This is a genomic window from Halorientalis salina (assembly GCF_005049285.1).
Classification (GTDB): Archaea; Halobacteriota; Halobacteria; order Halobacteriales; family Haloarculaceae; genus Halorientalis; species Halorientalis salina.
On sequence record NZ_SOSC01000008.1, the window covers coordinates 127,736 to 150,445 of the forward strand.

Below are 22,710 nucleotides of genomic sequence, written 5' to 3' on the forward strand. Positions count from 1 at the left end.
CGATGAGCCTCGATACGCGCGACGGGCAGTCGTTCAGCAGTGGGGGGAGCCTGGGAGATACCTTCTACCCGCTGTACGAGTACCTGTTCGACAGCGAGGGCGACTTCGTCAGCGGGATCGAGAACAAACTCGCCCAGGCGCGGATGCCACAGAACGTCGAACTGTTCCTCGCCCGCGCGCTCGGCGTCGGCGCGCTCGCGGGACTGGCGCTGTGGCTCGTCGGGTCGATGCTCGGCTACGCCATCTTCATCCTCTTTCTGGACGAGGCACCCGTCATCCTCGGACTGCCGAAGGACCAGATTCCCGCCGTCGTCCAGGCCCTGAAGGTCCCGCTGTTGATCTTCGTCACCGGCATCGTCTTCGGACTCATCGGGTTCGGGATCGGCTTCGGGTCGATGATCTCGATCCCGTACTTCCGTGCGGGTGCGCGGAAACGCGAGATCAACGTCCTGCTGTCCGACGCCATCTCCTTCATGTACGCGCTGTCGGTCGGGGGGCTGAACCAACTAGAGATCCTCCAGGCGATGGCGCGGGCCGACGACACGTACGGCGAGGTGTCAAAGGAGTTCCAGTCGATCGTCCTCGAAACGGAGTACTTCGACACGGACTACCGGACCGCCATCCGGAACCAGGCGCTCCAGACGCCCAGCGACGAACTGGCGCAGTTCCTGACGGACATGCTCTCGATCGTCGACTCCGGGGGTGACATGACCGGCTTCCTGGAAGACCAGAAGGAGAAACACATGCGGACGGCCAAACAGGAACAGAAGCAGGTCTTAGAGACGATGGAGCTGTTCGGCGAGATGTACATGACGCTCTCGCTGTTCCCGCTCCTGCTCATCATCATCCTCGTCATCATGTCGATGATGGGCGACTCCCAGCAGATGCTGCTGCTGGGGACCGTTTACGGCCTCATCCCGCTCACCGGGATCGGGTTCCTCGTGCTGGTCTCGACGATCACGCAGGACGAGATCGGTGACGGCTACCTTCGCCCGGAGGGGAAACGCGAGGACGTCGTCGTCCGCGAGGGGCTGGACGTGCTGAACCTGGGATTGATCGAGCGCTACACGGGCGAGTACGGCGTCTTCAAGAAAATAAAGGGCCGCGAGCGGTCCTACGAGGTAAACGAGATATTCGCCAAACCCCACATCTTCTTCCGGGACAACCCGACGGTCGTGTTGCTGGCGACCGTGCCGCTGTCGGTGCTGGCGCTGTTGATCGGTGTGCTGTGGGGCATGGCTCCGCTGACGCCGAGCGGCTTCGTCGACTACCCGGTCAGGTCGACGTTCTTCTGGATCTACGTCCCGCTGTACATCAACTTCGTGCCGCTGATGATCTTCTACGAGTGGAACGTCCGCGCCCGGCGCGGCGTCGTCGGCCAACTGTCGGAGAACCTCCGGAAACTCTCCAGTGCCAACGACACCGGGATGACGCTGCTGGAGTCGATGAAGGTCGTCTCCGAGACTTCCTCGGGGAAACTCGCCGACGAGTTCGAGACGATGTACGCGAAGGTCAACTACGGGACCGGCCTCAGGGACGCGATGCGGGAGTTCAACAACAAGTACCACATCCCGCGACTCGCCCGGACTGTCAAGCTGATCAGCAAGGCACAGGAGGCGTCGAGCCAGATCCAGGACGTGCTGACGACCGCCGCACAGGCCTCCGAAAACCAGGACGACATCGAGCGCGAGCGCATCTCCCGCACCCGGATGCAGGTCGCCATCATCATCATGACGTACCTGACGCTGCTGGGCGTGATGGCGCTGTTGAAGACCCAGTTCCTCGACGTGATGGCGGGGCTGGCAAACCAGGCGTCGAGCGGGGGCGGTGGCGGCGGCGCTGCGGCCGGCGGTGCCGGCGGTGGCCAGTTCGGCGGGAACGTCGACACGGACCTGCTGTCCCTGCTGTTCTTCCACGCAGTCACGCTGCAGGCGATCCTCTCGTCGTTCATCGCCGGCTACATCCGCGACGTGGATCTGATCTCCGGCGTGAAGTTCGCCGTCATCCTGCCGACCATCGCGCTCATCACCTGGATCGCAATCGCATAACAACAGACATGGCAAAACTCCGAACACACAACCAACGACGTCACCGGACACTCACTACAGACAGCCGTGGCCAGACGATGCAGGATTTCGCCCTCGGTGTGAGTCTATTTCTGGTGACGGTCACATTCGTTCTCGGTCTGTTCCCCGGATTCCTCGAACCGTTCACATCGGGGGCAAGCGGTGCCGAGCAGGCACAGGCCGATCAAGTCGCTGGGTCGCTCGTCATCGACCTCTCGACTGGGGACAGCAAGGGCACGCTGCGGAAGAACTCGCTGAACGCTACCCAGCTCAGGGGGGTGCTCAACAAATCACAGCCCGAGCTCCGACAACAATTCGGGCTCGACAGCACCACGGGGGTCAACATTACAGTGCGTGAACTTGACGGCGACAAAATCGTCGAGATTGACGGCGACAAACTCGCGACGGCAGAGGATCGTGAAAAAGAGCCCGCCTCATCTGTCGGAAGAATTATTACATTAAACAATCGGACAGTGGATGGCAAAATCGACGCGAGGAAATGTCGGCCCGGCTGTCGTCTCGTCGTCAAAACCTGGTGACTATGAGGGGAGATCACACGGAGACTGACGAACGTGCCCAGGCGTTCACACTGGAAGGTCTCATCGGGACCGTCGTCATCCTCACGGCAGTGCTGTTCACGCTCCAGTCGGTCGTTATCACACCGACGACTGGGGGATCGGTTAATCCTGAGCGGCGCGCACAACTGGAAGCCGAGGCCGACGACGTGCTGACACTCGCGGGACAGAACAACGAAGAGAACGTCTCAGAGCTTTCGGAGTACATTCGGTACTGGGACCCCGATGCGCGGACGTTCGAGGGAGCGAGCAATGAGCGGGTAGGGTACGGGTCCAAGACGCCCCCCGGTAAATTTGGCCGGCTGTTGAACCAGACGTTCACGTTGCGAGATCGGACCTACAACATCGAACTCCGGTATCGGATGCCCAACGACGCGGGCGAGACCGAAACCATTCCGATGGTGTACCGGGGCCAACCCTCCGACGACGCGGTCACGTCGACCTATATCGTGACGCTGTACGACAACCAGACGCTGACCTCGCCTGGCGAGGGCCGCGTCGAACTCTGGCGGTACGGGACGACCGAAACCAGTCGGGAGGGTTACTACCCGATCCCGAACGCTATCGACGGTCCGGTATACAACGTCGTGGAGGTGCGCTTGACCGTATGGTGACTAAGTCACCCCGACCGAGCGATAAGAGCAGGGAACGGCGAAACAGGGCACAGTTGCTGCTCGTCGGGAGCCTCCTAATCGCGGCCATCATCATCGGTCTGGTCGTCGTCATCAACACGGTGCTCGTCACCGAAAACGTCGCCACGGGCGAGGCGCTCGACCGGGCCAGGGACACAGCCCAGTTCGATCTCCAAGCACGGGAGAACGTACGGTCGCTGGTCTTGCGGTTGAACCACGACAATCGGACCGTGACTGCACCACAGTTGACCAACAACGTCGAGCGCAACTTCTCGAACTACAGCAACTTACTGGCGGAAGCACACTCGCTACGAGAGCCGATCTGGGTCGATATCTCCTACGATAACGATTCCAGTAGCTGGGGACAGCGAATCGTCCAGGACCAGGACGGTCCGTACACCTCGCCGTCGGGGGACGACAACTGGGAACCAGTCTCAGAGCATCGTGATATCGGCCGCTTTGTCGTCAACCTGAACGTAAGCGAGACGTCGACCGAGAAGTTCCATTTAAGCTTCACAAACGAGTCGGGAGAGTCGATCAACGTCAGTCTGTGGGCCGAAAGTGCCGGTAGCAACTCGGACATCCTAATCAATTCGCCAGCACAGAGCGGGGCAGCCAAGTGTGACCCGGCGAACGGTCGAGTCCTCCTCGATATGCTATCGGGGACGGCGTTCACCGGGGACTGCGAGTTCGAGGCACCGCGCACAGTCGGACTCGGTGAACCGTACAATCTCACGGTGACGAATGGTAGCCACGCCTACGGTAAGTTCGGGCTCGTGGTCAACGAGTCCGCTTCGCCGGACACCAGGACATATTCGGACTGTGAATCCTCGCCGCAGGACATCTGTACAGCACCTATCATCTGGTCGGCCAACGCCACTGTCCAGTACGAATCATCGTCTATCGTTTACGAACAGGAGCACAACGTGAGTGTTTACCCATGACACGCCAGTTCTGCACCGACACGAGAGGAACCCGGACGGTAATCACGCACGTGCTGGCCATTGGGATCATGAGCGTGTTGATCATCACGCTCACCGTCTCCGCAGGGTCGTACCTGACAGATCAAAAAGAAACTGCCGCACGCGAAGAACTCGAGACCGTCGGGAACCGACTGGCAAACGAGGTGACGCAACTGGACCGCCTGAGCCTGCAGGGCGGGAACGTGACGATGCACGTCTCACATCCCGACCAGATCTCCGGAGCATCGTACAACGCCGAAATCGCGACCGGGAGTGACTGCGATACGGCGTCGTTCTCGACGAGTAGCTGTCTCGTAATCTGGTCCGACAGTCTGGACGTCAACCGGAAGATGCCGCTCAATACCAGTTCGAAGACGGACATCGAGATTGTCCAGGGTGAACCCGGCGAGTTCGCCCTCTCGTCGACGGTCACTGGCGGTACGAGTGACGCAGTCAGGCGAGCAAGTATCACTGACCTAACAATGCGAGTCGGTGTCGGTCGAGACGTAAATCCCAGCAGGGGCGGTCGAGTCGTCGACCCGACAAACGAGGAGCCGAACCCACGGTTCTCCTTCGAGCCCGGATTGCCGGACAATAGGACGAAAGTCACGTTCAACGCGAACGGCAGCCAGGACCTCGACGGTAATATCGTCGAGTACCAGTGGGAGTTCAACCACTCCAATGGGAGCCCGGACCGAGTCACGACGAGCCCAACGGTCACCTGGGATTTCGACCAGCCGGGCTACCGGAGCGCAACGCTGACCGTCGTCGATGACGACGCAGCGAAGTCAACGGTCGTCCAGAACGTGTCGGTGTCGGGATTGGTGTACAACAACGACCTTCTGACGACGAGTGCCGATAGTCTGGAGTTCACATTGACGAACGACTGGCAAAGCCGGGACGTGACCATCACGGCGCTTCGTATCGACCCGAAAAACGACGACATCACGAGACTCGACGAGGTAATAGTCGACGGGAAGAGCATCGATACGTCCAGTGACTCGATACCGGACGGTGGCCTCATCGTCGACGGCTTCGGTGTCGACGTCAACCCCGACGACACCGTAACCGTTGAGTTCCGGAATTTCGAGGACAGCTTTGGCAACCTGGTGAGCATGGACGACGAGGAGATACAGGTCGCGGTCCGTCACGATGTCCCGGTTCAGCAGACCAACACGACGGAGTTCACCGACGTGGTCGACGGACCGGTTGTCTCGAACTACGAACTCTCCTCGACGGGTTCGGGCGTCGAGCTGTCCTTCGAGTCGAACGAGGAACTCGACGGTATAGAAGTCGACCTCCAGGGCGACGCCGATGGTAACTACGGCACGACCGGCGGCGACATCGACCTCACGCGAAGCGAGTTCACCGAGACCAATCTCGGTAGCACCTACCGGTACACGGCGACGCTGTCGGGTAGCGGCTCGCCAGGAACGTACGTCGCCGAACTGGAAGCGATCGAGACAACCGACGGCACGCCGGCGCGGAACACACCGATAACGGACTCGCTGACGACTTCGACCGGCTTCACCTGGCAGACCGCCTCGGACTGGGACGACGCGGCTGACCAGAGCGGGTTCGTCCACGCGAACTTCGGCGGCCGACAGGCCGACCGGCTGCAACTCGGTTATCCCGAGTTCGACCAGGGCGGCTCGAACCTGCTCACCTACTACCCGTTCGACGGGACCGGCTCGACGGCAGTCGACGTAACCAGCAGCGGCCACGACGGCACCGTCACGAACGTGAATCAGGGTACTAGCGGCATCTTCGGGAACGCCTACGAGTTCGACGGCGACGAGGGCTTCGTCGAGGACAGCGACGCCGACGCCTACCTGAACGGCAACGACGAGTTGACGATTTCGGCGTGGGTTGAGGCCGATTCTGTCGGGAACAACATGGGTATCATCAGCGGTGGTGAACCCGACGGCTCCGACGACAAGATCGCACTCCGGCACGACGAAGAGGGAGCCGACGGCGAATGTGATTCGTGTTACAAGGCGGGTGTCACGACCAGCGACAACAGTGAGACGAACGTCGAGACCTGGTGGGACACCCAGTCGGACGACTGGCGTCACGTCGTGTTCACCTGGGACGGGTCGAGCGGCGATCTGAAGATGTACTTCGATGGCTCTGAAGCAAGGCTTTCGAGTACCGAAACCGGAACTGGAACCTTGCAGGACGTCGAGACGTTGCTGGTCGGCCAGGGACCGAAAGACGAAGGGGCGAGCGACGGCTGGGACGGTAAAATCGATGAGGTTCGGATCTACGACCGCGTGCTTTCCGACTCGGAGGCCCAGGGACTGTACAACGCTCGCAACCAGGGGTCAATGACGACCGGCTGGAAGACGGCCGGGAGTACGATCTCCAGTAACCTCGAACTCGAATACAGCGCCGATATCGGTTCTAGCGAATACGTCCGGGTTCGAGTGCAGGCCGACAAAAACGGCGATGGCACGCCTGAAGGCGGGTCGAGCCAGTGGGTATATCTATATTCGAGCGATTCGGGTGCCGGGACCAAGAACATCAACACGGCCGGGCTCCCGTCGGGTGACACGTACCGGCTCGAAATCGAGGTCGCGAAACCTGGGTTGAAAGATGAATCAACAACACAGATCAACAGACTGGAGCTGGATACATGACAGGTGTCGATGATTTCGAACGGCCAGTGTCGGGCCGTAGATCACGCGAAGACGAGCGCGCACTCAGCGACGTCATCGGGTTCGTGCTCACGTTCTCGGTCATTGTCGCTTCGGTCGCCATCGTTTCGACCTTCGGAATGCAGGCGCTGGAAGACATCAGGGGCAACGAACAGGAGAACAATGCCCAGCGGGCGTTTCAGGTAATGGCCGAGAACTTCAAGGAGATTGAGCGCGGCCGCGCACCGCGTCGGAGCAGCGAACTCAAGCTGAACGAGGGGAGCCTGACCGTCGTCAACGACTCGGCGTTCCAGGTCGGGGTCGGCGGAACGGGGTTCAACAGAACCATCTATCCCCAGCGTATCCAGTACGAACACGACAACACGTTCATCGGCTACGAGAACGGGGCGACGCTGCGCGGGAACATTCAGAGCGGCGGCAGCGCGATGCAGTACCGACCCGAACTCGTCTGTACCGATAACAGGGCAATCGTCTCGTTTATCGAACTCGAAACGTCGTTCGACCGTAGCCTCTCGGGGGGAACACTCCGTGTGACGGGCGACCTCCAGCGGTCGGAACTCATCTACCCGGAGAAACGGACGGGCAAACCGAACGCCACCAGCGGTGATCAGGTCAACGTCACCGTCGATTCGACGTTCGCCCGCGGCTGGAGGAACTATCTCGAGGACCGCGATAACTGGGAACGGGCCAACTCCCGGAAGTGGTCCTGTACAGATGTCGATCAGGTCTACATCCGCAAGACGGTTATCCGCGTCACGTTCGTCCGGTAGCCGCCCACCGCCGTCGCTCTCTGCTGATCAGTTGTTCGTGAAGGCTCGATACACGACTCGACTACGTAGTCCTACGTTACCCTCCTGTTCCAGTCTTAGCGACAGCAGCGTGTCGCGAACGGCGCAGGCACCTGCACGATGGTGGCGTGTAGACGAGCCGGGGGCAACTCTGGAGAAAAGCTGTGCCGTGGCGACCGCGTGTCAGTTCAACTCGACGTTTCTGATGCGGAAGTTGATGATGTCTTCGGGGTTGGCCTGTGATTCCGAGAGGCCGACCTCGTAGAGGAGCGCCATCCGGTTGTCGAACGGCGCGCCGCTGATACTGAAGTTCATGATGGCGACCGCCTGGTTGCTCGAGAGGTTGAGGGTCGTGTCGCTCTTGTTGTCAAGAGCACCGGCGTCGACCAGCGTGTTCGTCATGTTCGTCTGCCACCAGGCCGAACTGTTGGTCAACTCCGCGGAGATGTCCTCACCGTCCGTGTAGAGCGACACGTCGTCCTCATCCAGGTGGTTGACGCCCGAGGTATCCAATTTTGTACACCGAGCGATGTTGTACGATTGGTTGCTGCCACCGCCGGAGTACGGCGTCGTCTGCCAGTGGTTGTCAGCGCAGCCGTACCACGTCGCGTTGATCTCGACGCTTTCACCGCCTTCGAGCGCGAACCGATGGCGGAACTGCGACGGTGCGGTCGGGTCGTTGACGTTCATGAACGTTCCGCTGCTCGTGTTATGTGTGGCGATATCGTCGGTGTCACCCGGTATGAACGGCGAGTGGACCTCGCTCCCGCCGCTGACGTTCGTCGAGAGCGGCTGGCGGGCGATGAGTTTCGTCTCTTTTTCCTTCTCGGCGATGTCCTCGAAGATGGCTTTCAATTCGTCTGCATCCTCCGTCTGATTGAACTGCCCGCCGGTCTCGGACGCGACGTCTTTTAGGACCCCGTCCGCGATGTCGTCTTCGTCACCGTACCCGATGGTGTATATCGTGATGTCGCTTTTATCCGCCGCTTTCGCCGTGTCGACCGTCCTGGCGTTCTGATTGTCACAGTTAGGCTGTATGGGTGGCGAGTTGTCACACGCATTGTTGAGTCCGTCGGTCAGGAGGACGGCGATTTTCGTCCGGGTCTGGTTCGACGTCAGGTCGAACAGTTCGTGTCCCTGCTCGATGCCTCGCCAGATACGAGTGCCGCCTCCCGGATCGTTGTCGATTTCGCAGATGGTATTGTTGATGCCCGTCATCGCCCAACACCCGCTCGTCGAGAACGTGCCGCCCTTCTCGCTCGTGAGATAGCGGCCGTCGTCGGTCTGCTTGATGGCCGGGTAGTTCTCGTACGTGACCACTCCCGCGCGGTCGAACGACCCGTTCAACTCCGAGACGAACGAGGTAGCACCGACCTGTGCGTCCTCGGATTTCGTATTGCCGTCACTGTTCGGGTCCCACGACATCGACCCGGAGACGTCCATAATGAACACCACGTCAAACGGTTCACGGTAGACCGTCGTCGTGTCGACGATCTCCTTGATCTTCCCGACCTGTGGGTTCCGCTCGCTCAGCGGTCTGACCGTGACGATGTACTCGTCCTTGGTGGTGTTCTTGTTGATTGAGATGTTTTGTGGGTCCGTCTCCCCGATGTCAACGTCTTCCATGTAGTCGGCTTCCGGATCACCGGACTTGTTACGGGCGAGGTTCACGACCGTGTTGATCTCGTCGTTGGTTTCGGGTGGCAGTTCGCTCTGTGGCAGGTGGACTAGCGAGGTGTTGTTGTGATTCCACGTTTGCGATTCGACGCCGAACTCCGTCTCCAGGTAATCGCCCCAGGCCTTGTAGAAGTCGCTGGTGACTTTCACCGTCATGTTGTCCGGCCGGATACACGACCCGTGGAGTATCTGCCCGGTCAGTTCCTGGCTTTGGGTGCGTGAGGTTTCCGTTTCGAGTCTGGCAGTGTTGTACGACTCCCTGATGTTCCCGCTAATGTTGACCACCGTTGCCGACAGCGTCCCGTTGCGGAAGTTTACGTCCGGTGCCGTTACCATCGTACTCGCGTTCTCAGCACTCTGTCGCCAGACGCCGCCTGCCTCGTAGGCAACCGTCTCGCCCGCTGCACTCTCGTACCTGAGTGAACTCAGCGGTGCCGTCGAGCGACAGGAGGAGTTCCGGTTCACCATTACGGACAGTTCACCCTGCCGAACTGTCCGCATCTCGTCGGAGTCCGTGTCACCAATAGTGAAATCCACTCTGGACACGTCGTTCATCTGCGCCAACGTGCTGAACCGCGAGTCGACTTCCTGAATGACCAACTGGGCCGTCTGCTCGTTGTTATCGTTCTGCACTTGATCGATCAAACCCGACCCGAACACGACGACCAGCACCGCGCCTAACAGCGCCATCGCGACCAAGAGTACTACGGCGATGACTTCCGATACTGCGCGTGTATCCGAGCGGAAGGTAGGTCTCTTGGGCGAGTTCATACAGGTCTAAGTCGTTTTCTGTTGACAATCGATGGTTAAAAGATTGCCGCTCGCTGTACAGGTTGTAACCACTAGATTGCGTCTCGGCTGTCGGAGACCATCGGTCTTTGACGAGCGATGGTAAGAGAAACTCAGTCAGCGAACTCGCGATCCCTCAGAACCCGTACTCGTCGTCTCCGGGACTGTCGCTCATCGCGGGGTCCTGTTGGTCCGTGACGGACTGTGTGAACAGGTCTTCACCGGCCTGTTCGTCGGTCTCTTCGGCAGGGCCGTAGGCCGAGACGCCGCGGGTGAGGAGTTTCTCGACGGCTTCGTCCCAGTTGACGAACTCGTCCTGGGCGATCATCTGGTCGATGTCGTTCTCGATTCTGTCGGGCAGGTCGATCTCTAGCTTGGCCATACCGTCGTTCTGTGAGATACCCGTATAACGTTTGGGCCTGCCGACGAGACGTGTTCGCCCGTCTACATTCCCGGTGCCGAACGGCCGCGAGTTACTCGCCGGCGTCGGGATACGTTTCGGCAAGCGCGTCGAGCGCCTCGTGGTGTTCAGTGGTGTGCGGGGCAGTGAGCGGCGAGACGCTGACTTTCCCGTCGACGACGGCGCGTCTGTCGGTTCCCTCGGGGTCGGGGACGTCGCCCTCGGCCATCAGTTCCCAGATGCCGTCCTCCAGGGAAATCTCCGCGCCGTCCCTGACGGCGGTCATCAGATAGGCCGTCGAGGGTTCGGTGACGACCATCTCCGGGCGTTCCCCGTCGCCGTCCGGGTCCGGAACCGGCGCGTTGACGTTCAGGTAGTCGGCGTGGTCGAACACGCCCGCGTCGATGGCGTGCTCTGTGAGGTAGCGGGCGGCCGCCGTCGCGTGCTCGTAGGCCTCGTACCCCACGTCGACGTCGGTGTAGCTCGTGTCCTCGCCGACGGGGACGTACAGCGAGACGGCGATGGCCGGCACGTCGAAGAAGGCCGCTTCGACGGCGGCCGAGACGGTTCCCGAGCGGCCGAGGACGTACGCGCCGAGGTTCGCACCGCGGTTACAGCCGGCGACCACCATGTCGGCGTCGGTGACCAGCGCTTCCAGCCCCGCGACAGTGCAGTCCGCCGGCGTGCCCTCGATCGCGTACCCGAGGTCGTGTTCGCGGACCTGGACGTCGTGGGACATGGCGCGCCCGACGGCGCTCTTGTCGTCGGCGGGCGCGACGGCCGTGACGTCGGCGATCTCCGAGAGCGCGTCGTAGAGGGCGCGGAACCCGGGGCTCTCGATGCCGTCGTCGTTCGTCAACAGGATCTGCAGGTCGGCCATGACAGCCTCTCCGGACGGCCGGCGCAAAAGTCCACTGCCTACGCGACTCCGACACTGCGCCCGCGAGAACTACCCGCCGGCCGGCACGCGGTCGACGACGGTCTCGTCGTCCACGACGAGATTGTACGCGCCCTCGTCGTCGTTCCACAGCGCCAGGACGTTCTCGACCAGCAGCAGGTCGCCGTACGCGGCCGTTTCGAGGGCGTCGTTCAGTGCGGTCCCCCGTGTCAGGACGGCGTAGTGGGCCACCCCTTCGCTCCCGTCGCCGATCTTGAACAGGGGGTTCGCGTCGTCGTCGTCCGTCAGATCGTGACTGAGTTTGATCGCGGCCACGTCGATGCGGTTCGAGACGTGGTCGTCCATGTCGGCCATCTTCGCGTACCGACTGACATCGGGTCGAAAGTCGATCCGCTGTGTCCCGTCGGGTCGAAGGATGGTGTAGGCGTACTGCACGTCGACGTTCTCGAACTCGCCGGGTTCGTGGTCCGGGTCACTCGCTTCCTCGTCGAGTCGCCGCTGGAACGGCGGGACCTCGATGTCCGGCGCAACGTCGAACGACCAGCCCTCGTCCGTCGGTCGCTCGCCGGGCCAGAGCCTGACAGTCGGCGCGTAGACGCTCAGTCCGTTCTCTACGTCTCGTTCGACTTCTCGGAGGTTGGTCGCCGTGTTGCGGTCAGCCGGTGCGAGTCCGACGAGGCTCCCGTCGTCGGCCACCGACTCGGCGTACCGCTCGACGACGGCCGCCGGGTCGTCGAGTTCCGAGAGGACGTTCGAGAACAGCACGAGGTCGTACGCCCCCGTGGGTTCGAAGGCTTCGGCGGTCGTCTCGTGAACCGTCGCGTGGAAGTTCCGGCCGGTTTCGTCGAGCATCGCCGTCAATACGTCGACGGCACTGCTCGGTTCGACCGCGGTGTACTCGACCAGCGCGTCCTCGGGCAAGAGGTCGTACAGCCCCAGCGCCGGCCCGCCGACGCCAGCGCCTACGTCGAGAACCCTGAGCTTCCGGCCCAGGAGGCCGTCCGCTGCGAGGACCGAGAGGACGTACTGGACGGCCGCGTAGTAGTCCGGCAGGTGATACAGCGCGTAGGCGAGCGCCGTTTCGTGGTCGTACTCGACGTCGTTTCCCCAGAGGTAGTCGGTTTTCAGGTCGCGGACCCGCTCGCGGATGGCGTCGCCGCTCTCACCGTCGGGCCAACCCGCACCGTACTCGGCGACGAGCAACTCCTCGATAGCCATCGAGTAGTCGGCCGGGAACGCCTCGACGCCGTCGAAGGGTCCGGTGACTGGCTCCTCGGCGACGGGTTCGAACGCGCCGTCCGCACGCTCGACCAGTCCGAGTTCGTACGCGTCCTCGCGGAGTACCTGGGTTATCGCGGCCGGATGGGGTTGTCCCTCGACGTACTCGTGGATCTCCTCGGGATCGATCGGTCTGACCTCGCGGAGGTATTTGGCGTTCGATCGGATCTGCTCTCGGCGTGTTTCGTTCATCGTTTCTCCTGGACCTGGCGGTAGAGTGCCTCGAACGCGTCTGAATCGGCGTCAGCGAGGTTCGCGGCCGCGTCGGCGACGGCGTCGGCACCCTCGAACGCCTCCTGAATGTCCGCGTAGACGCGCGGGTCGCCGTCGGTCACCTGCTCGACGAGGTCGAACAGCCCCGCAGAGATGGGCGTCTGGAACTCGTCGGGAACGTCCGCCGACGCGAGGCCGAAGGCCAGGACGGCCGCGTGGGCCTGTGCCTGGACGGTCTCCATCGCACGGTCGTGTTCCTCGACGGTCGTCTCGAAGACGTCGTTCCCCCGACCGCGGAGCGCCTCGCGAATGTCGGCAGTGACGGGACCGTCCCGGTCGACGACGGCCGCGACGTTCCCCGGGGCGTTCTCCGCGGCGAACAGTGGGTGAAGGCTCAGTCGCTCGCAGTCGGGTGCGTGGTCGGCCATCGCCGCGACGGGCTCGGCGGCGACGCCGGTCACGTCCACGATGGCCCGGGTCGCGCGTTCGGCGTGGGCCTCGATGGCGTCGGTAGCGACGGGAATCGGCACCGCGATACAGACGGCCTCGAACCGTTCGTCGGTATCGAGCGATACGGCTCGGGCATCCTCGATGCGTTCCGCAGCGGTCGCTGCGGCCGAACTGTCGGCATCGGCGAACGCGGCGTCGGTGAACTCGCTGGGGCCGTCGACGACTGTCTCGGCGAACCACCGTCCCATCGTCCCGGCACCGACGACGAGTAGCTTCATCGGGAAGGGATAACCGGGGGGCTCTCAAAAGGGATTCGGGTCCCGGTCCGGACGGTATCCTTTTGTCCCCGGACTGACGGGTAGGAGTATGGACAGGGGGTTGCTGCTGGCCGTTGCAGTCGTCGCGACGGTCGCACTTGCGGGGTGTTCCTGGGTCGCACAGGAGGAGCCGACACAGACGCCAGAGACCAACGACAGCGACATCATGGTCCCGAGTTTCAGGCTCGACGACCACCGAAACACGCTGGCGAACACCAGCTACGCCGTCACGGTGCAGGTCGACGCCGACACGGACGGGATGGACCGCAACGAGACGATCCGCGTCAGAAGCGATCCCGAGACGGAGCGGTTCCGCCGGACGAACGAGACGAGCCAGCGGACCGTCGACATCTACTTCACGGCGTCGACGCTGTACTCGAAGATCCAGGACAACGAGACGACGTACCGCAATCAGAGCCTCGACGGGTTGAACAGGAGTTTCGATCAGTACCACGAGAACCGGATGCAGTTACGATGGCTCACGGAGATTTACAGCTTCGCCAACTTCGATCGCGAGCGAAACTTGACGGTCGACGGCCGCGAGGTCACCGAGTTCCGACTCAACGAAACCGTCGTCGGCGCGAGCGACACGGCCCAGCTCACGGACGCGAACGGGTCCGTCTACATCGACCGTGACGGCGTCATCCGTCGTGCGGTCATCGACGTCGCCGGCGAGGGGGAAAACGGCCCCTTCGACGTATACATCAAGTACGAGGTAACAGGGACGGGCGACGTGACGGTCGAGCCGCCGACGTGGCTCTCCGAAGCGCAGAACGCGACGGCTGCCAACACGACCGACACGAACGCGTCGGCTGGCAGTTGACGTGCTCGACGGCTCATACTACCGGCTATAATCACCTGAAGGTTTTCGGCACCCCGGTGCCGAAATCCGCCACGAAGTTATAGCCGGCAGTATCAGTCGGCGACCAGGTTCTCCGGGTACTCGGTGAAGTTCCGGTAGCCGTCCTCGGTGACGACGACGATGTCCTCGATACGAATACCACCCACTGATGGATCGTACAGCCCCGGCTCGATGGTGATGACGTGACCGGGTTCGAGTTCCTCGCCGCCGGGCCCGACGAGCGGCTGCTCGTGAACGTCTAATCCCACACCGTGGCCGGTGTTGTGGATGAACCCGGTTTCGGTCGTCTCGTCGCTTCGAAGAGTCGGCTCGCCCGCATCCTCGTAGACGTCACAGACCGCGTCGTGAACCTCGGCACCCGTGACACCGGGTTCGACGACGTCGAGTGCCGCGTCCTTGGCCTCCGCCGTGAGGTCGTACCACTCCCGGATCGTCTCGCTCGGTTCGCCCTTACAGAAGGTGCGGGTCATGTCCGCGTGGTACTTCGTCGCCTTGTCCCGCGGGAAGATGTCGACGATGATCGGCTCACCGGCCGCCAGCGGTCCGCTCCCGCGGTCGTGTGGGTCCGCGGCGTCGGCTCCGCAGGCGACGATGGTCTCGTCGAGCGCGCAACCGTGGCGCAGGAGCGTTACCTCGATCTCCTCTGTGACGCGTTCGCTCGTCAGCGGTTCGCCCTCGTAGCGGAGGGTGCCGTCCTCGACCGTCGCAGCACGGATGAGGTCCTCGGCCGCTGCCATCGCAGACTCGTTTGCCGCCTGGGCGGTGGCAACGTGGTCGATCTCCTCGTCGGTCTTGGTGGCACGGATCGCCTGCACGGGGTTCGTTCCGCCGCGACCGATGGGACTGCTTTCGGGCGTTCGGACCTCGATGCCGTGCTCACGGAGGCCATCGGCTGTCGCCAGCGGGAACCGCGCGGGGACGGCGACCGATTCGACCCCGCGCTTCTCGAGGAAGGCCGCGAGGAGGCGTCGTGTCCCCTCGACGCGACCGTGCTCGTCGACGAGCGACCGCATGTCGTAATCGGAGTGGCGGTCGACGGTCGCCGCGTTGCTCTCTCTGGTGGCCCGGCCGTACTCCAGGCTGGAGACGAGCAGGTGGACCTCCCCGTCGTAGAGTGTGTGGAAGGGGTCGGGCGCGTCGAACCCAGAGAGATACAACTGGTCGGAATCGTCGCCGGCGGCGTCGATGAAGAAGCCGTCGACGCCGGCCTCGTCCAGGAACGAGTCGAGCGGGGAGAAGTCCGGTTGCATACCCGCGGCTGGGGTCCCCACGGACAAAACCTCCGGGGGTCAGCCGCGTCCGGTATTCTCATGACAGGGCGCCACGACAACGCTGGCATGAACGTCGAGATTTCGCGGTCGGGGGTCAGTGGCAGCGCCCAGGCACCACCGTCGAAGAGCTACACGCACCGGGCGATCCTCGCGGCCGGCTACGCGGACGGCGCACGCGTCACCGACCCGCTCGTGAGCGCAGACACACGCGCGACCATGCGCGCGGTCGAAGCCTACGGCGGGTCCGTCGACCGGAGCGAGGACGACTCGGAACTCACTATCGACGGCTTCGACGGCCGGCCGTCGGTTCCAGCGGACGTCATCGACTGCGCCAACAGCGGGACCACGACGCGGCTCGTGACCGCGACGGGTGCGCTCGCCGACGGCATCACCGTCCTGACCGGCGACGAGTCGCTCCGCTCGCGCCCACAGGGTCCGCTGCTCGACGCCATCGAGCAACTCGGTGGCCGCGCGGAGAGCACCCGCGGGAACGGGCAAGCTCCGCTCGTGGTCAAGGGGCCGGTCGACGGCGAGACCGTCTCGATTCCCGGCGACGTGTCCTCTCAGTACATCACCGCGCTGCTGATGGCCGGCGCGGTGACCGAGGAGGGCATCGACGTGGACCTCGAAACCGAACTGAAGTCCGCGCCGTACGTCCAGATCACCCTGGAAGTGCTGGAGGCATTCGGCGTCGAGGCCGTCGAGACCGACGCGGGCTTCCGGGTGGACGGCGGCCAGAGCTACGAGCCGGCGGGCGGGGAGTACGCCGTTCCCGGCGACTTCTCCTCCATGTCGTACCTGCTGGCTGCCGGTGCGCTGGCGGCCGACGACGAACTGCGGGTTCGCGGCGCACAGCCCAGCGCTCAGGGCGACTCGGCCATCGTCGACATCCTCGAACGGATGGGTGCCGACATCGAGTGGGATCGCGAGGCTGGCGTCATCACCACGAGACAGTCCTCGCTGTCGGGCATCGAGGTGGGCGTCGAGGACACGCCGGACCTCCTGCCGACCATCGCGGTCCTCGGGGCGGTCGCCGACGGCACCACGACAATCACGGACTGCGAACACGTCCGGTACAAGGAGACCGATCGCGTCAGCGCGATGGCGGAGGAACTGACGAAGATGGGTGCGGTAGTCGAGGAGGAACAGGAACAGCTCACCATCCACGGCGGCGAGACGGACCTGGCGGGTGCAAACGTGGACGGTCGGGCCGACCACCGTATCGTCATGTCCCTGGCCGTCGCAGGACTGGTTGCCGAGGGGACGACGACCATCGAAGGCGGCGAGCACGTCGACGTTTCCTTCCCGGACTTCTTCGACGTGCTGGCCGACACCGGGGCGGACGTGACTCAGGGTTGAGTTCAGGCGTACAGACGGCACGAGCGGTCGCGAAGCAGTGTGCCGTACTCCCGCGGCTGCTTCGCGGCGGCTGGTCAGGACATAGCTCGGGCTGGTCGCGTTTTGCCTGAAGAACCCTCGGCCGTGGACGGGCGGCGTGTATCGAGGATTCGACGGTTTCTCAAAGGCTAAATGTGCGGGTCACTCAGGGGACAGTAATGAACGGCAATAGCTTCGGTCGGCTCTTCCAGGTGACTACCTACGGGGAGAGTCACGGGGAGGCCATGGGCTGTACCGTCTCCGGCGTGCCCGCCGGCGTGGAACTCTCCGAGGAGGAGATCCAGCACGAACTCGACCGCCGGAAACCCGGCCAGTCGATGATCACCACCTCTCGCGGGGAACCGGACGAGGTGAAGATCAACAGCGGCGTCCAGGACGGCTACACCACCGGGACGCCCGTCGGCATGGTCATCCAAAACAAGGACGCTCGCTCGGGCAAATACGAACCGTTCGTCACCGCACCGCGCCCGTCCCACGGCGACTACACGTACTCGGCGAAGTTCGGCACGCGCAACTGGGGCGGCGGCGGCCGATCCTCTGCAAGGGAGACCGTCAACTGGGTCGCCGCGGGCGCGATCGCCCAGCAGGTGCTCGACGCCTCGGAGTACGACGTCCAGATCAAGGCCCACGTCAACCAGCTCGGCGACATCGAAGCCCCCGAGGTCTCTTTCGAGGAGATGCTCGAACACACCGAAGAGAACGACGTGCGGTGTGCCCACCCCGAGACGGCCGAGGAGATGCGAGACCTTGCCGACCAGTACCAGAAAGAGGGCGACTCCATCGGCGGCTCGATCTACTTCGAGTGTCGGGGCGTGCCCCGCGGGCTTGGCGCACCGCGGTTCGATTCAGTTCCCGCACGACTCGGCAAGGCGATGTTCGCCATTCCGGCGGTAACTGCCTTCGAGTACGGCCTGGGTCGCGACGCCCGGGACGTGGCCGGCACCGAGCGCAACGAGGACTGGGAGTTCGACGACGGCGAGTCCTATCCTGATACCGTCAGCGAAGAAGGCGACCCGGTGCCGGTCGGCAACGACCACGGCGGCCTCCAGGGCGGTATCACGACCGGCGAACCGATCTACGGCGAGGTCACCTGGCACGCGCCGACCTCGATCCCGAGCACGCAGACGACGGCCGACTGGGAGTCCGGCGAGCGCAAGGACATCCAGGTCGTCGGCCGCCACGACCCGGTCTTGCCACCGCGTGCGGTTCCGGTCGTCGAGTCGATGCTCGCCTGTACCGTGCTGGACTTCATGCTGCTCTCGGGCCGGATCAACCCCGACCGCGTCGACGGTCGCCCCGGGGAGTACGACACCGACTACCACCCGTCGAGTCCGCAGGACGATCCCGAGGACGCGGCGACGCGGGCAGAGCCGACCGACAACGAGTAATCAGGAGATCGAGATCCCTTCTTCCCGGAGTTTCCGCCACTGACTGCGGGCACACCGGGCCGTATCGACGAGGATGGCCAGGACGACGACCAGGCCGAGCCACTTCAGCGGCGGGTACTGCGCGAACAGCGTCGTCGTCGCGTCGACCAGCGCGAAGCCGACCAGGTACGCCAGCATGAATATCCGTTTTGCGTGACCCATCAACACGGAGTACGGACTCGATCGTTGTCACGCTATCCCTTCTTTGCGCTCGCTGTGGTGTGAAATCACCGCGGAAGTTTTCCCCGCCCTCGCCCTGGGCCTGGTATGGACGCGAACCAGGAACAGATATCCAACCCGTACGGGATGGACAGCGACTGTCGGAACTGTCCAGCCCTGTGTGAGACGCGCAGCCAGGTCGTCCACGGGTACGGCGACGTGGGGGCCGATTTCGTCTTCGTCGGTGAAGCGCCGGCCGAGGGAGCCGACCGGACGGGCCATCCCTTCACGGGTGACGCGGCCGGCGAAACGGTGCAAGACATTCTCGGCGCACTGGGCTTTTCGGAATCGCCGCCCGAAAGCGAGGAGCCGGATCTGGACAACGTCTACCTGACGTATCTGACCCGCTGTCGCGACCCGGACCGCCCCCCGAGCGACGAGGAGGTGCTGAACTGCGAGGGGTTCCTGACGGCCGAAATCCGAATGATAAACCCCGAGATCATCGTCCCGGTGGGCCAGCGACCGCTGGAGGAACTCGCCTTCGAGTACACGACGACGAGTCCCGAGGAGTTCGACATCGAGCGAGACCACGCGACGACGGTGCGGGGTCGCGGGTTCGAGTTGGTGCCGATGGTCGAACCCGAGGCCCTCTCCGCGGAGCAACGAACAGCGTTCAAGAAGACGGTATCGGAGTTGCTCGGTCGCGACTATCGGCAGACGAAGGGTCGACGGAGCCGATAAAACGCCGGAATCGGACTTATTTCGGCGACCAGTAGGGGTTCGAGACGGACGGTCGCGCGGAGATCGCCACCGCACTGACGACTGCGAGCGACACGAGCACGAGGCCGAGGACGACGGCCGAGACGATCCGATACTCGGAGTTCAGCGTTCGCAGCGACAGTTCGATACCGGCACCGACGACGAAAAACAGCGCCAGGAACGCGCCCAGGAACCCGAGCGCCTGTTTGGTTACGACGTTCATACCGGTAGATGCACGAGCGTCGACATAAAAGGGGGCGGTTCCGCCGACCGAAGCGGCGATTTCAAGAGTCGGCCGGTCCGAAGTACGGACATGACCACGGTCGCCGTTCTGGCAGCCCCGCCCCGTCCCGGACTCGTCCTGTCGGATCTCGCCGAAGAGACGCCACTCTCCCCGGAGGAGACAGCGGACCTCTACGCCGCGCTGTTGCGCGACAGCTGTCGCGCGGTCGAGGACAGCGGCGGCGAGTTGCTGGTGAACTTCCGCGCCGAGGACGACATCCCCGAGGAGTACGCGGGCGATCAGCCCTCGGAGGCGGAAGTCCGAGCGGCCGTTCGGCCGGTGCTAGAGAGTCCCGACGACGCGCGGTTCGAAGTACAGGTCGGTTCGACGTTCGCCGGCCGCGTCGGCAACACCGTGACCCACCTTCTCGAAGAGGAGGACGTCAAGACCGCCGCGGCGATCGAGCCGACCGCGCCGTTCCTGGCCCGGCAGGTCATCGACAACGCGGCGATGAAACTCCGGCGGCACGAGGTCGTGCTCGGTCCCGCTACCGACGGGCGCGTCTACTACGCCGGCTTCGGCGACACGGTCGATTTCGACGACGCCTACGGGCCGCCGACCCTCCGGACGCTGACGGACCGAGGGGTCGAGGCCGATCTTGAAGTCGGATTCCTGCCGATGCAACCGGTTCTGGAGACGGCGGCGGATCTGGTGACGGTCCTGAGCCACGTCCAGGCGCGACAGCGGGCGGGGCGGCAGGTCCCGACCCACACCGCAGCGTTCTTCGAGGAGACCGGGCTGGACGTGGTCGAGTCGGACGCCGGCCTCGAACTGTCTCGGGACTGACCGACAACGCTTAAAACGAGGGGTGTAGAAATACGGGTGCCGGTGGGATAGCGAAGTGGCCTAACGCGACTGCCTTGAGAGCAGTTGTCCTCACGGACTCTGGGGTTCGAATCCCCATCCCACCGCTTCTTCGCGAACGATAGTGAGCGTAGAGCAGTGCATGGGATTCGAACCCTGGAAGTCACAGCCCGCGCAGCGGAGCGAGCAGGAATGTCTTCCTCTGGTTCGAATCCCCATCTCACCGCTTTTATCGGCAGAATACTGCTCCGTAATACGATTTTTGACCCACACCATCAATGCTGGAAGCCTACATACCTCATTCACACTGGACTCTTGTTGGTAAATCTATTCTCAGATAGCCACAGTCTAATCAAATCTCTATAATATGTTAGGACCTCTGCTGTCAGAAGTGCCGTAGCTGATTGGAAAATATGATTAGCAAAACCAATATTATCCAACCCCTCATAAACCAAGACAGTTGAGTGATGATCAAATTCGCAGGAATAGCTGTAAGAAGAGAAAGCCACAAACTGATTGTATCAAACGTCCCTGAAAAGTGGCACCAATCTCTCAAAATTGGTGGAATATTACTTTCCGTTTTTGAACTGTCGATTGCCTTCCTGGGTATTTATGCTGCTTTGATTGGAAATACGTTCAGTCTACCATTTATCACATTGATTCTGGCAGTCTTGTTATTCGTTGAATTGGGGAGGCCAGACATAGAGATTCAGTACGATTATTCATATATTTCACCCGCGATGACTCTGGGCCCAGGTGGGAAATCAAGTAGGCACCACGATCCACCGCTGGGGATATTCCAAGTGGAATACTTAGATGATGAGGGTCAACCTATCCCAGATGAAGAATTAGGATTGTATGGTAGTGAGTCAGTCAATGTAGAAATTCCTAACGGGAATCTCAAGATGATGGTGGAAAGTGGTGAAGCAGATTTTGGCCTTGAACTACCATTTCCTGCTCGTAAAATCTCTCTCTCGGGCGAAGAACAGGATTACCAATTTGATGACCTCGGTAAAAACGAAGAACGGCCATTAGAAGATCAGGACGAACTTGCAGAGGCATTGACCCGAAATGAGGCAACCATTTCGTTCGATATTCGCCGAGATGAACTGTTCTCGTGGGGGCGCATTTTACAAGCTGAAGCCGCTGACGACAGCAAGACCATTGAGGTAGTCTCGACAGAAGAGCGCATAGAGTTTCGTTACAGCCAAGATGACTTTGCTCATACAATTAGTGTTGATAAGAGTGAATTACCCCCGGTGACTGGTATGATGTCATCCTGCAGTGGGAGCCGGGAGAGTTGAATATGCACATTGGTCCTACGACTCCAAACTAGATCTCTACTCGCAGCGAAGCGATGCCGACCGTCTCCACTTGGTTCGAATCCCCATCCCACCGTCTTCTGCCGCGAGCAACCTGCGAGCGGCGAATACGTACATAGGGATTTCTTGCCAAACGCAGTGAGAGATTAGTGTCTGTTTTCTGCCAGAATCGCGCGTGTTCAACTGATGCGGTAGCGCGGAGTCCCCTTCCTCAAGCGCGAGCGAAGCGAGCGGTAGGGAGGGGAGGAGCGCGTTCGTATAGCTGGCCATTTCCCCCCATCGATAAATAGCCACGGGGCTACATTGAACATGTGGCAGACGACTACGTGCGTCGGACGGCAATCACCCGCCTCTCGGTAGATGGCGAGCAACGCGATTTGCTTGAAGACACCATCTCCGAGTGGAAACGGGGCTGCCAAATCGCCACGGACCTCGCGTGGGGACGGTGCAACACCAAGAGTGACGTGCAACCCCTCGCCTACGATTCTGTGCGCGAAGATACCGACCTCGGGAGTCAGCACGCGATTCTCGCCACTCACCAAGCCGCACAAGCCATCACCGGCTGTCTCGAACGCCGGTCGAAGGGCAAGAAGGTAAGCAAGCCGACGTTCACCGCACCGACCGTGAAATACGATACGCGGACGATGACGGTGTTCGATGACGACACCGTATCCCTCTCTACAACGAAGAGTCGGGTCCGGTGTCCGCTCGACCTTCCCGACG

General features: G+C 62.2%; 20 protein-coding genes, 1 tRNA gene and 1 pseudogene. 14 read left to right on the forward strand and 8 right to left on the reverse strand.

Going from position 1 to position 22,710, the window contains the following annotated elements:
- Positions 1 to 2: 2 nt before the first annotated feature.
- Genes E2481_RS14285 through E2481_RS14310 form a run of 6 tightly spaced genes read left to right on the forward strand, consistent with a single transcriptional unit; the run spans position 3 to position 7,662 of the window.
- Positions 3 to 2,048: a type II secretion system F family protein gene (locus tag E2481_RS14285; protein ID WP_136717831.1), complete on the forward strand. Its 2,046-nt coding sequence runs from the start codon at positions 3 to 5 to the stop codon at positions 2,046 to 2,048.
- 8 nt (positions 2,049 to 2,056) lie between these two features.
- A complete protein-coding gene (locus E2481_RS14290; RefSeq protein WP_443670010.1) occupies positions 2,057 to 2,605 on the forward strand; it encodes a DUF7287 family protein in 549 nt (182 codons plus the stop codon).
- Between the two features lie 2 nt (positions 2,606 to 2,607).
- Positions 2,608 to 3,255, forward strand: coding sequence for a DUF7288 family protein (locus E2481_RS14295; RefSeq protein WP_136717833.1), 648 nt, complete (start codon positions 2,608 to 2,610; stop codon positions 3,253 to 3,255).
- Positions 3,249 to 4,217: a hypothetical protein gene (locus tag E2481_RS14300; protein WP_136717834.1), complete on the forward strand. Its 969-nt coding sequence runs from the start codon at positions 3,249 to 3,251 to the stop codon at positions 4,215 to 4,217. The genes E2481_RS14295 and E2481_RS14300 overlap by 7 nt, the downstream gene beginning before the upstream one ends.
- Positions 4,214 to 6,874: a DUF7266 family protein gene (locus E2481_RS14305; protein WP_136717835.1), complete on the forward strand. Its 2,661-nt coding sequence runs from the start codon at positions 4,214 to 4,216 to the stop codon at positions 6,872 to 6,874. The genes E2481_RS14300 and E2481_RS14305 overlap by 4 nt, the downstream gene beginning before the upstream one ends.
- The gene (locus tag E2481_RS14310; protein ID WP_136717836.1) at positions 6,871 to 7,662 is read left to right on the forward strand and encodes a DUF7289 family protein; all 792 of its coding nucleotides are present in this window, start codon (positions 6,871 to 6,873) and stop codon (positions 7,660 to 7,662) included. The genes E2481_RS14305 and E2481_RS14310 overlap by 4 nt, the downstream gene beginning before the upstream one ends.
- Before the next feature lie 201 nt (positions 7,663 to 7,863).
- Here the strand turns inward: E2481_RS14310 and E2481_RS14315 are convergent, their stop codons facing one another.
- The 5 genes from E2481_RS14315 to E2481_RS14335 form a co-directional block, all read right to left on the reverse strand.
- Positions 7,864 to 10,128, reverse strand: a complete 2,265-nt coding sequence (locus E2481_RS14315; RefSeq protein WP_136717837.1) for a vWA domain-containing protein — start codon at positions 10,126 to 10,128, stop codon at positions 7,864 to 7,866.
- 154 nt (positions 10,129 to 10,282) lie between these two features.
- Complete coding sequence (locus E2481_RS14320) at positions 10,283 to 10,528, reverse strand: DUF7120 family protein (protein WP_136717838.1); 246 nt, start codon at positions 10,526 to 10,528, stop codon at positions 10,283 to 10,285.
- Positions 10,529 to 10,619: 91 nt separating this feature from the next.
- A complete protein-coding gene (surE, locus tag E2481_RS14325; RefSeq protein ID WP_136717839.1) occupies positions 10,620 to 11,426 on the reverse strand; it encodes a 5'/3'-nucleotidase SurE in 807 nt (268 codons plus the stop codon).
- A 69-nt stretch (positions 11,427 to 11,495) separates the two neighbouring features.
- Positions 11,496 to 12,914: a small ribosomal subunit Rsm22 family protein gene (locus tag E2481_RS14330; RefSeq protein ID WP_136717840.1), complete on the reverse strand. Its 1,419-nt coding sequence runs from the start codon at positions 12,912 to 12,914 to the stop codon at positions 11,496 to 11,498.
- On the reverse strand, positions 12,911 to 13,663 hold the full coding sequence (locus E2481_RS14335; protein ID WP_136717841.1) for a prephenate dehydrogenase/arogenate dehydrogenase family protein: 753 nt from the start codon (positions 13,661 to 13,663) through the stop codon (positions 12,911 to 12,913). The genes E2481_RS14330 and E2481_RS14335 overlap by 4 nt, the downstream gene beginning before the upstream one ends.
- A gap of 88 nt (positions 13,664 to 13,751) precedes the next feature.
- Here E2481_RS14335 and E2481_RS14340 point away from each other — a divergent pair, with 88 nt between their 5' ends.
- A complete protein-coding gene (locus tag E2481_RS14340) occupies positions 13,752 to 14,525 on the forward strand; it encodes a DUF7537 family lipoprotein (RefSeq protein ID WP_136717842.1) in 774 nt (257 codons plus the stop codon).
- 92 nt (positions 14,526 to 14,617) lie between these two features.
- Here the strand turns inward: E2481_RS14340 and E2481_RS14345 are convergent, their stop codons facing one another.
- Positions 14,618 to 15,814 carry a M24 family metallopeptidase gene (locus E2481_RS14345; protein ID WP_136717843.1) on the reverse strand — a complete coding sequence of 399 codons (1,197 nt, stop codon included), beginning with the start codon at positions 15,812 to 15,814 and terminating at the stop codon, positions 14,618 to 14,620.
- An 87-nt stretch (positions 15,815 to 15,901) separates the two neighbouring features.
- Here E2481_RS14345 and aroA point away from each other — a divergent pair, with 87 nt between their 5' ends.
- Together aroA and aroC are read left to right on the forward strand one after the other, a co-directional pair.
- Positions 15,902 to 17,194: a 3-phosphoshikimate 1-carboxyvinyltransferase gene (aroA, locus tag E2481_RS14350; protein WP_136717844.1), complete on the forward strand. Its 1,293-nt coding sequence runs from the start codon at positions 15,902 to 15,904 to the stop codon at positions 17,192 to 17,194.
- A 197-nt stretch (positions 17,195 to 17,391) separates the two neighbouring features.
- Positions 17,392 to 18,621, forward strand: a complete 1,230-nt coding sequence (aroC, locus tag E2481_RS14355; protein WP_136717845.1) for a chorismate synthase — start codon at positions 17,392 to 17,394, stop codon at positions 18,619 to 18,621.
- Here the strand turns inward: aroC and E2481_RS14360 are convergent, their stop codons facing one another.
- Complete coding sequence (locus E2481_RS14360) at positions 18,622 to 18,822, reverse strand: hypothetical protein (protein ID WP_136717846.1); 201 nt, start codon at positions 18,820 to 18,822, stop codon at positions 18,622 to 18,624.
- Positions 18,823 to 18,927: 105 nt separating this feature from the next.
- On the opposite strand from E2481_RS14360, the gene E2481_RS14365 reads away from it, so the two are divergent.
- Positions 18,928 to 19,560, forward strand: a complete 633-nt coding sequence (locus E2481_RS14365; RefSeq protein WP_136717847.1) for a uracil-DNA glycosylase — start codon at positions 18,928 to 18,930, stop codon at positions 19,558 to 19,560.
- Between the two features lie 16 nt (positions 19,561 to 19,576).
- Here E2481_RS14365 and E2481_RS14370 read toward each other — a convergent pair whose 3' ends face one another.
- Positions 19,577 to 19,801, reverse strand: coding sequence for a hypothetical protein (locus E2481_RS14370; RefSeq protein WP_136717848.1), 225 nt, complete (start codon positions 19,799 to 19,801; stop codon positions 19,577 to 19,579).
- Between the two features lie 90 nt (positions 19,802 to 19,891).
- Between E2481_RS14370 and E2481_RS14375 the strand changes: the two genes are divergently transcribed.
- From E2481_RS14375 to E2481_RS14390, 4 genes and pseudogenes are all read left to right on the forward strand, one after another.
- Positions 19,892 to 20,647 (forward strand): DUF2064 domain-containing protein, encoded by a 756-nt coding sequence (locus E2481_RS14375; RefSeq protein WP_136717849.1) that lies wholly within the window; start codon positions 19,892 to 19,894, stop codon positions 20,645 to 20,647.
- Between the two features lie 41 nt (positions 20,648 to 20,688).
- Positions 20,689 to 20,772, forward strand: a tRNA-Ser gene (locus E2481_RS14380).
- 360 nt (positions 20,773 to 21,132) lie between these two features.
- On the forward strand, positions 21,133 to 21,969 hold the full coding sequence (locus E2481_RS14385; RefSeq protein ID WP_136717850.1) for a hypothetical protein: 837 nt from the start codon (positions 21,133 to 21,135) through the stop codon (positions 21,967 to 21,969).
- Between the two features lie 329 nt (positions 21,970 to 22,298).
- Positions 22,299 to 22,710 (forward strand): annotated as a pseudogene (locus E2481_RS14390) (RNA-guided endonuclease InsQ/TnpB family protein); the annotation flags it as partial.

What these genes read in the sequence shown, in the direction of transcription:
- E2481_RS14285 (WP_136717831.1), top strand. Translation starts at nt 3, where the DNA reads ATGAGCCTCGATACGCGCGACGGGCAGTCGTTCAGCAGTGGGGGGAGC.
- E2481_RS14290 (WP_443670010.1), top strand. Translation starts at nt 2,057, where the DNA reads ATGGCAAAACTCCGAACACACAACCAACGACGTCACCGGACACTCACT.
- E2481_RS14295 (WP_136717833.1), top strand. Translation starts at nt 2,608, where the DNA reads ATGAGGGGAGATCACACGGAGACTGACGAACGTGCCCAGGCGTTCACA.
- E2481_RS14300 (WP_136717834.1), top strand. Translation starts at nt 3,249, where the DNA reads ATGGTGACTAAGTCACCCCGACCGAGCGATAAGAGCAGGGAACGGCGA.
- E2481_RS14305 (WP_136717835.1), top strand. Translation starts at nt 4,214, where the DNA reads ATGACACGCCAGTTCTGCACCGACACGAGAGGAACCCGGACGGTAATC.
- E2481_RS14310 (WP_136717836.1), top strand. Translation starts at nt 6,871, where the DNA reads ATGACAGGTGTCGATGATTTCGAACGGCCAGTGTCGGGCCGTAGATCA.
- E2481_RS14315 (WP_136717837.1), bottom strand. Translation starts at nt 10,128, where the DNA reads ATGAACTCGCCCAAGAGACCTACCTTCCGCTCGGATACACGCGCAGTA.
- E2481_RS14320 (WP_136717838.1), bottom strand. Translation starts at nt 10,528, where the DNA reads ATGGCCAAGCTAGAGATCGACCTGCCCGACAGAATCGAGAACGACATC.
- surE (WP_136717839.1), bottom strand. Translation starts at nt 11,426, where the DNA reads ATGGCCGACCTGCAGATCCTGTTGACGAACGACGACGGCATCGAGAGC.
- E2481_RS14330 (WP_136717840.1), bottom strand. Translation starts at nt 12,914, where the DNA reads ATGAACGAAACACGCCGAGAGCAGATCCGATCGAACGCCAAATACCTC.
- E2481_RS14335 (WP_136717841.1), bottom strand. Translation starts at nt 13,663, where the DNA reads ATGAAGCTACTCGTCGTCGGTGCCGGGACGATGGGACGGTGGTTCGCC.
- E2481_RS14340 (WP_136717842.1), top strand. Translation starts at nt 13,752, where the DNA reads ATGGACAGGGGGTTGCTGCTGGCCGTTGCAGTCGTCGCGACGGTCGCA.
- E2481_RS14345 (WP_136717843.1), bottom strand. Translation starts at nt 15,814, where the DNA reads ATGCAACCGGACTTCTCCCCGCTCGACTCGTTCCTGGACGAGGCCGGC.
- aroA (WP_136717844.1), top strand. Translation starts at nt 15,902, where the DNA reads ATGAACGTCGAGATTTCGCGGTCGGGGGTCAGTGGCAGCGCCCAGGCA.
- aroC (WP_136717845.1), top strand. Translation starts at nt 17,392, where the DNA reads ATGAACGGCAATAGCTTCGGTCGGCTCTTCCAGGTGACTACCTACGGG.
- E2481_RS14360 (WP_136717846.1), bottom strand. Translation starts at nt 18,822, where the DNA reads ATGGGTCACGCAAAACGGATATTCATGCTGGCGTACCTGGTCGGCTTC.
- E2481_RS14365 (WP_136717847.1), top strand. Translation starts at nt 18,928, where the DNA reads ATGGACGCGAACCAGGAACAGATATCCAACCCGTACGGGATGGACAGC.
- E2481_RS14370 (WP_136717848.1), bottom strand. Translation starts at nt 19,801, where the DNA reads ATGAACGTCGTAACCAAACAGGCGCTCGGGTTCCTGGGCGCGTTCCTG.
- E2481_RS14375 (WP_136717849.1), top strand. Translation starts at nt 19,892, where the DNA reads ATGACCACGGTCGCCGTTCTGGCAGCCCCGCCCCGTCCCGGACTCGTC.
- E2481_RS14385 (WP_136717850.1), top strand. Translation starts at nt 21,133, where the DNA reads ATGATCAAATTCGCAGGAATAGCTGTAAGAAGAGAAAGCCACAAACTG.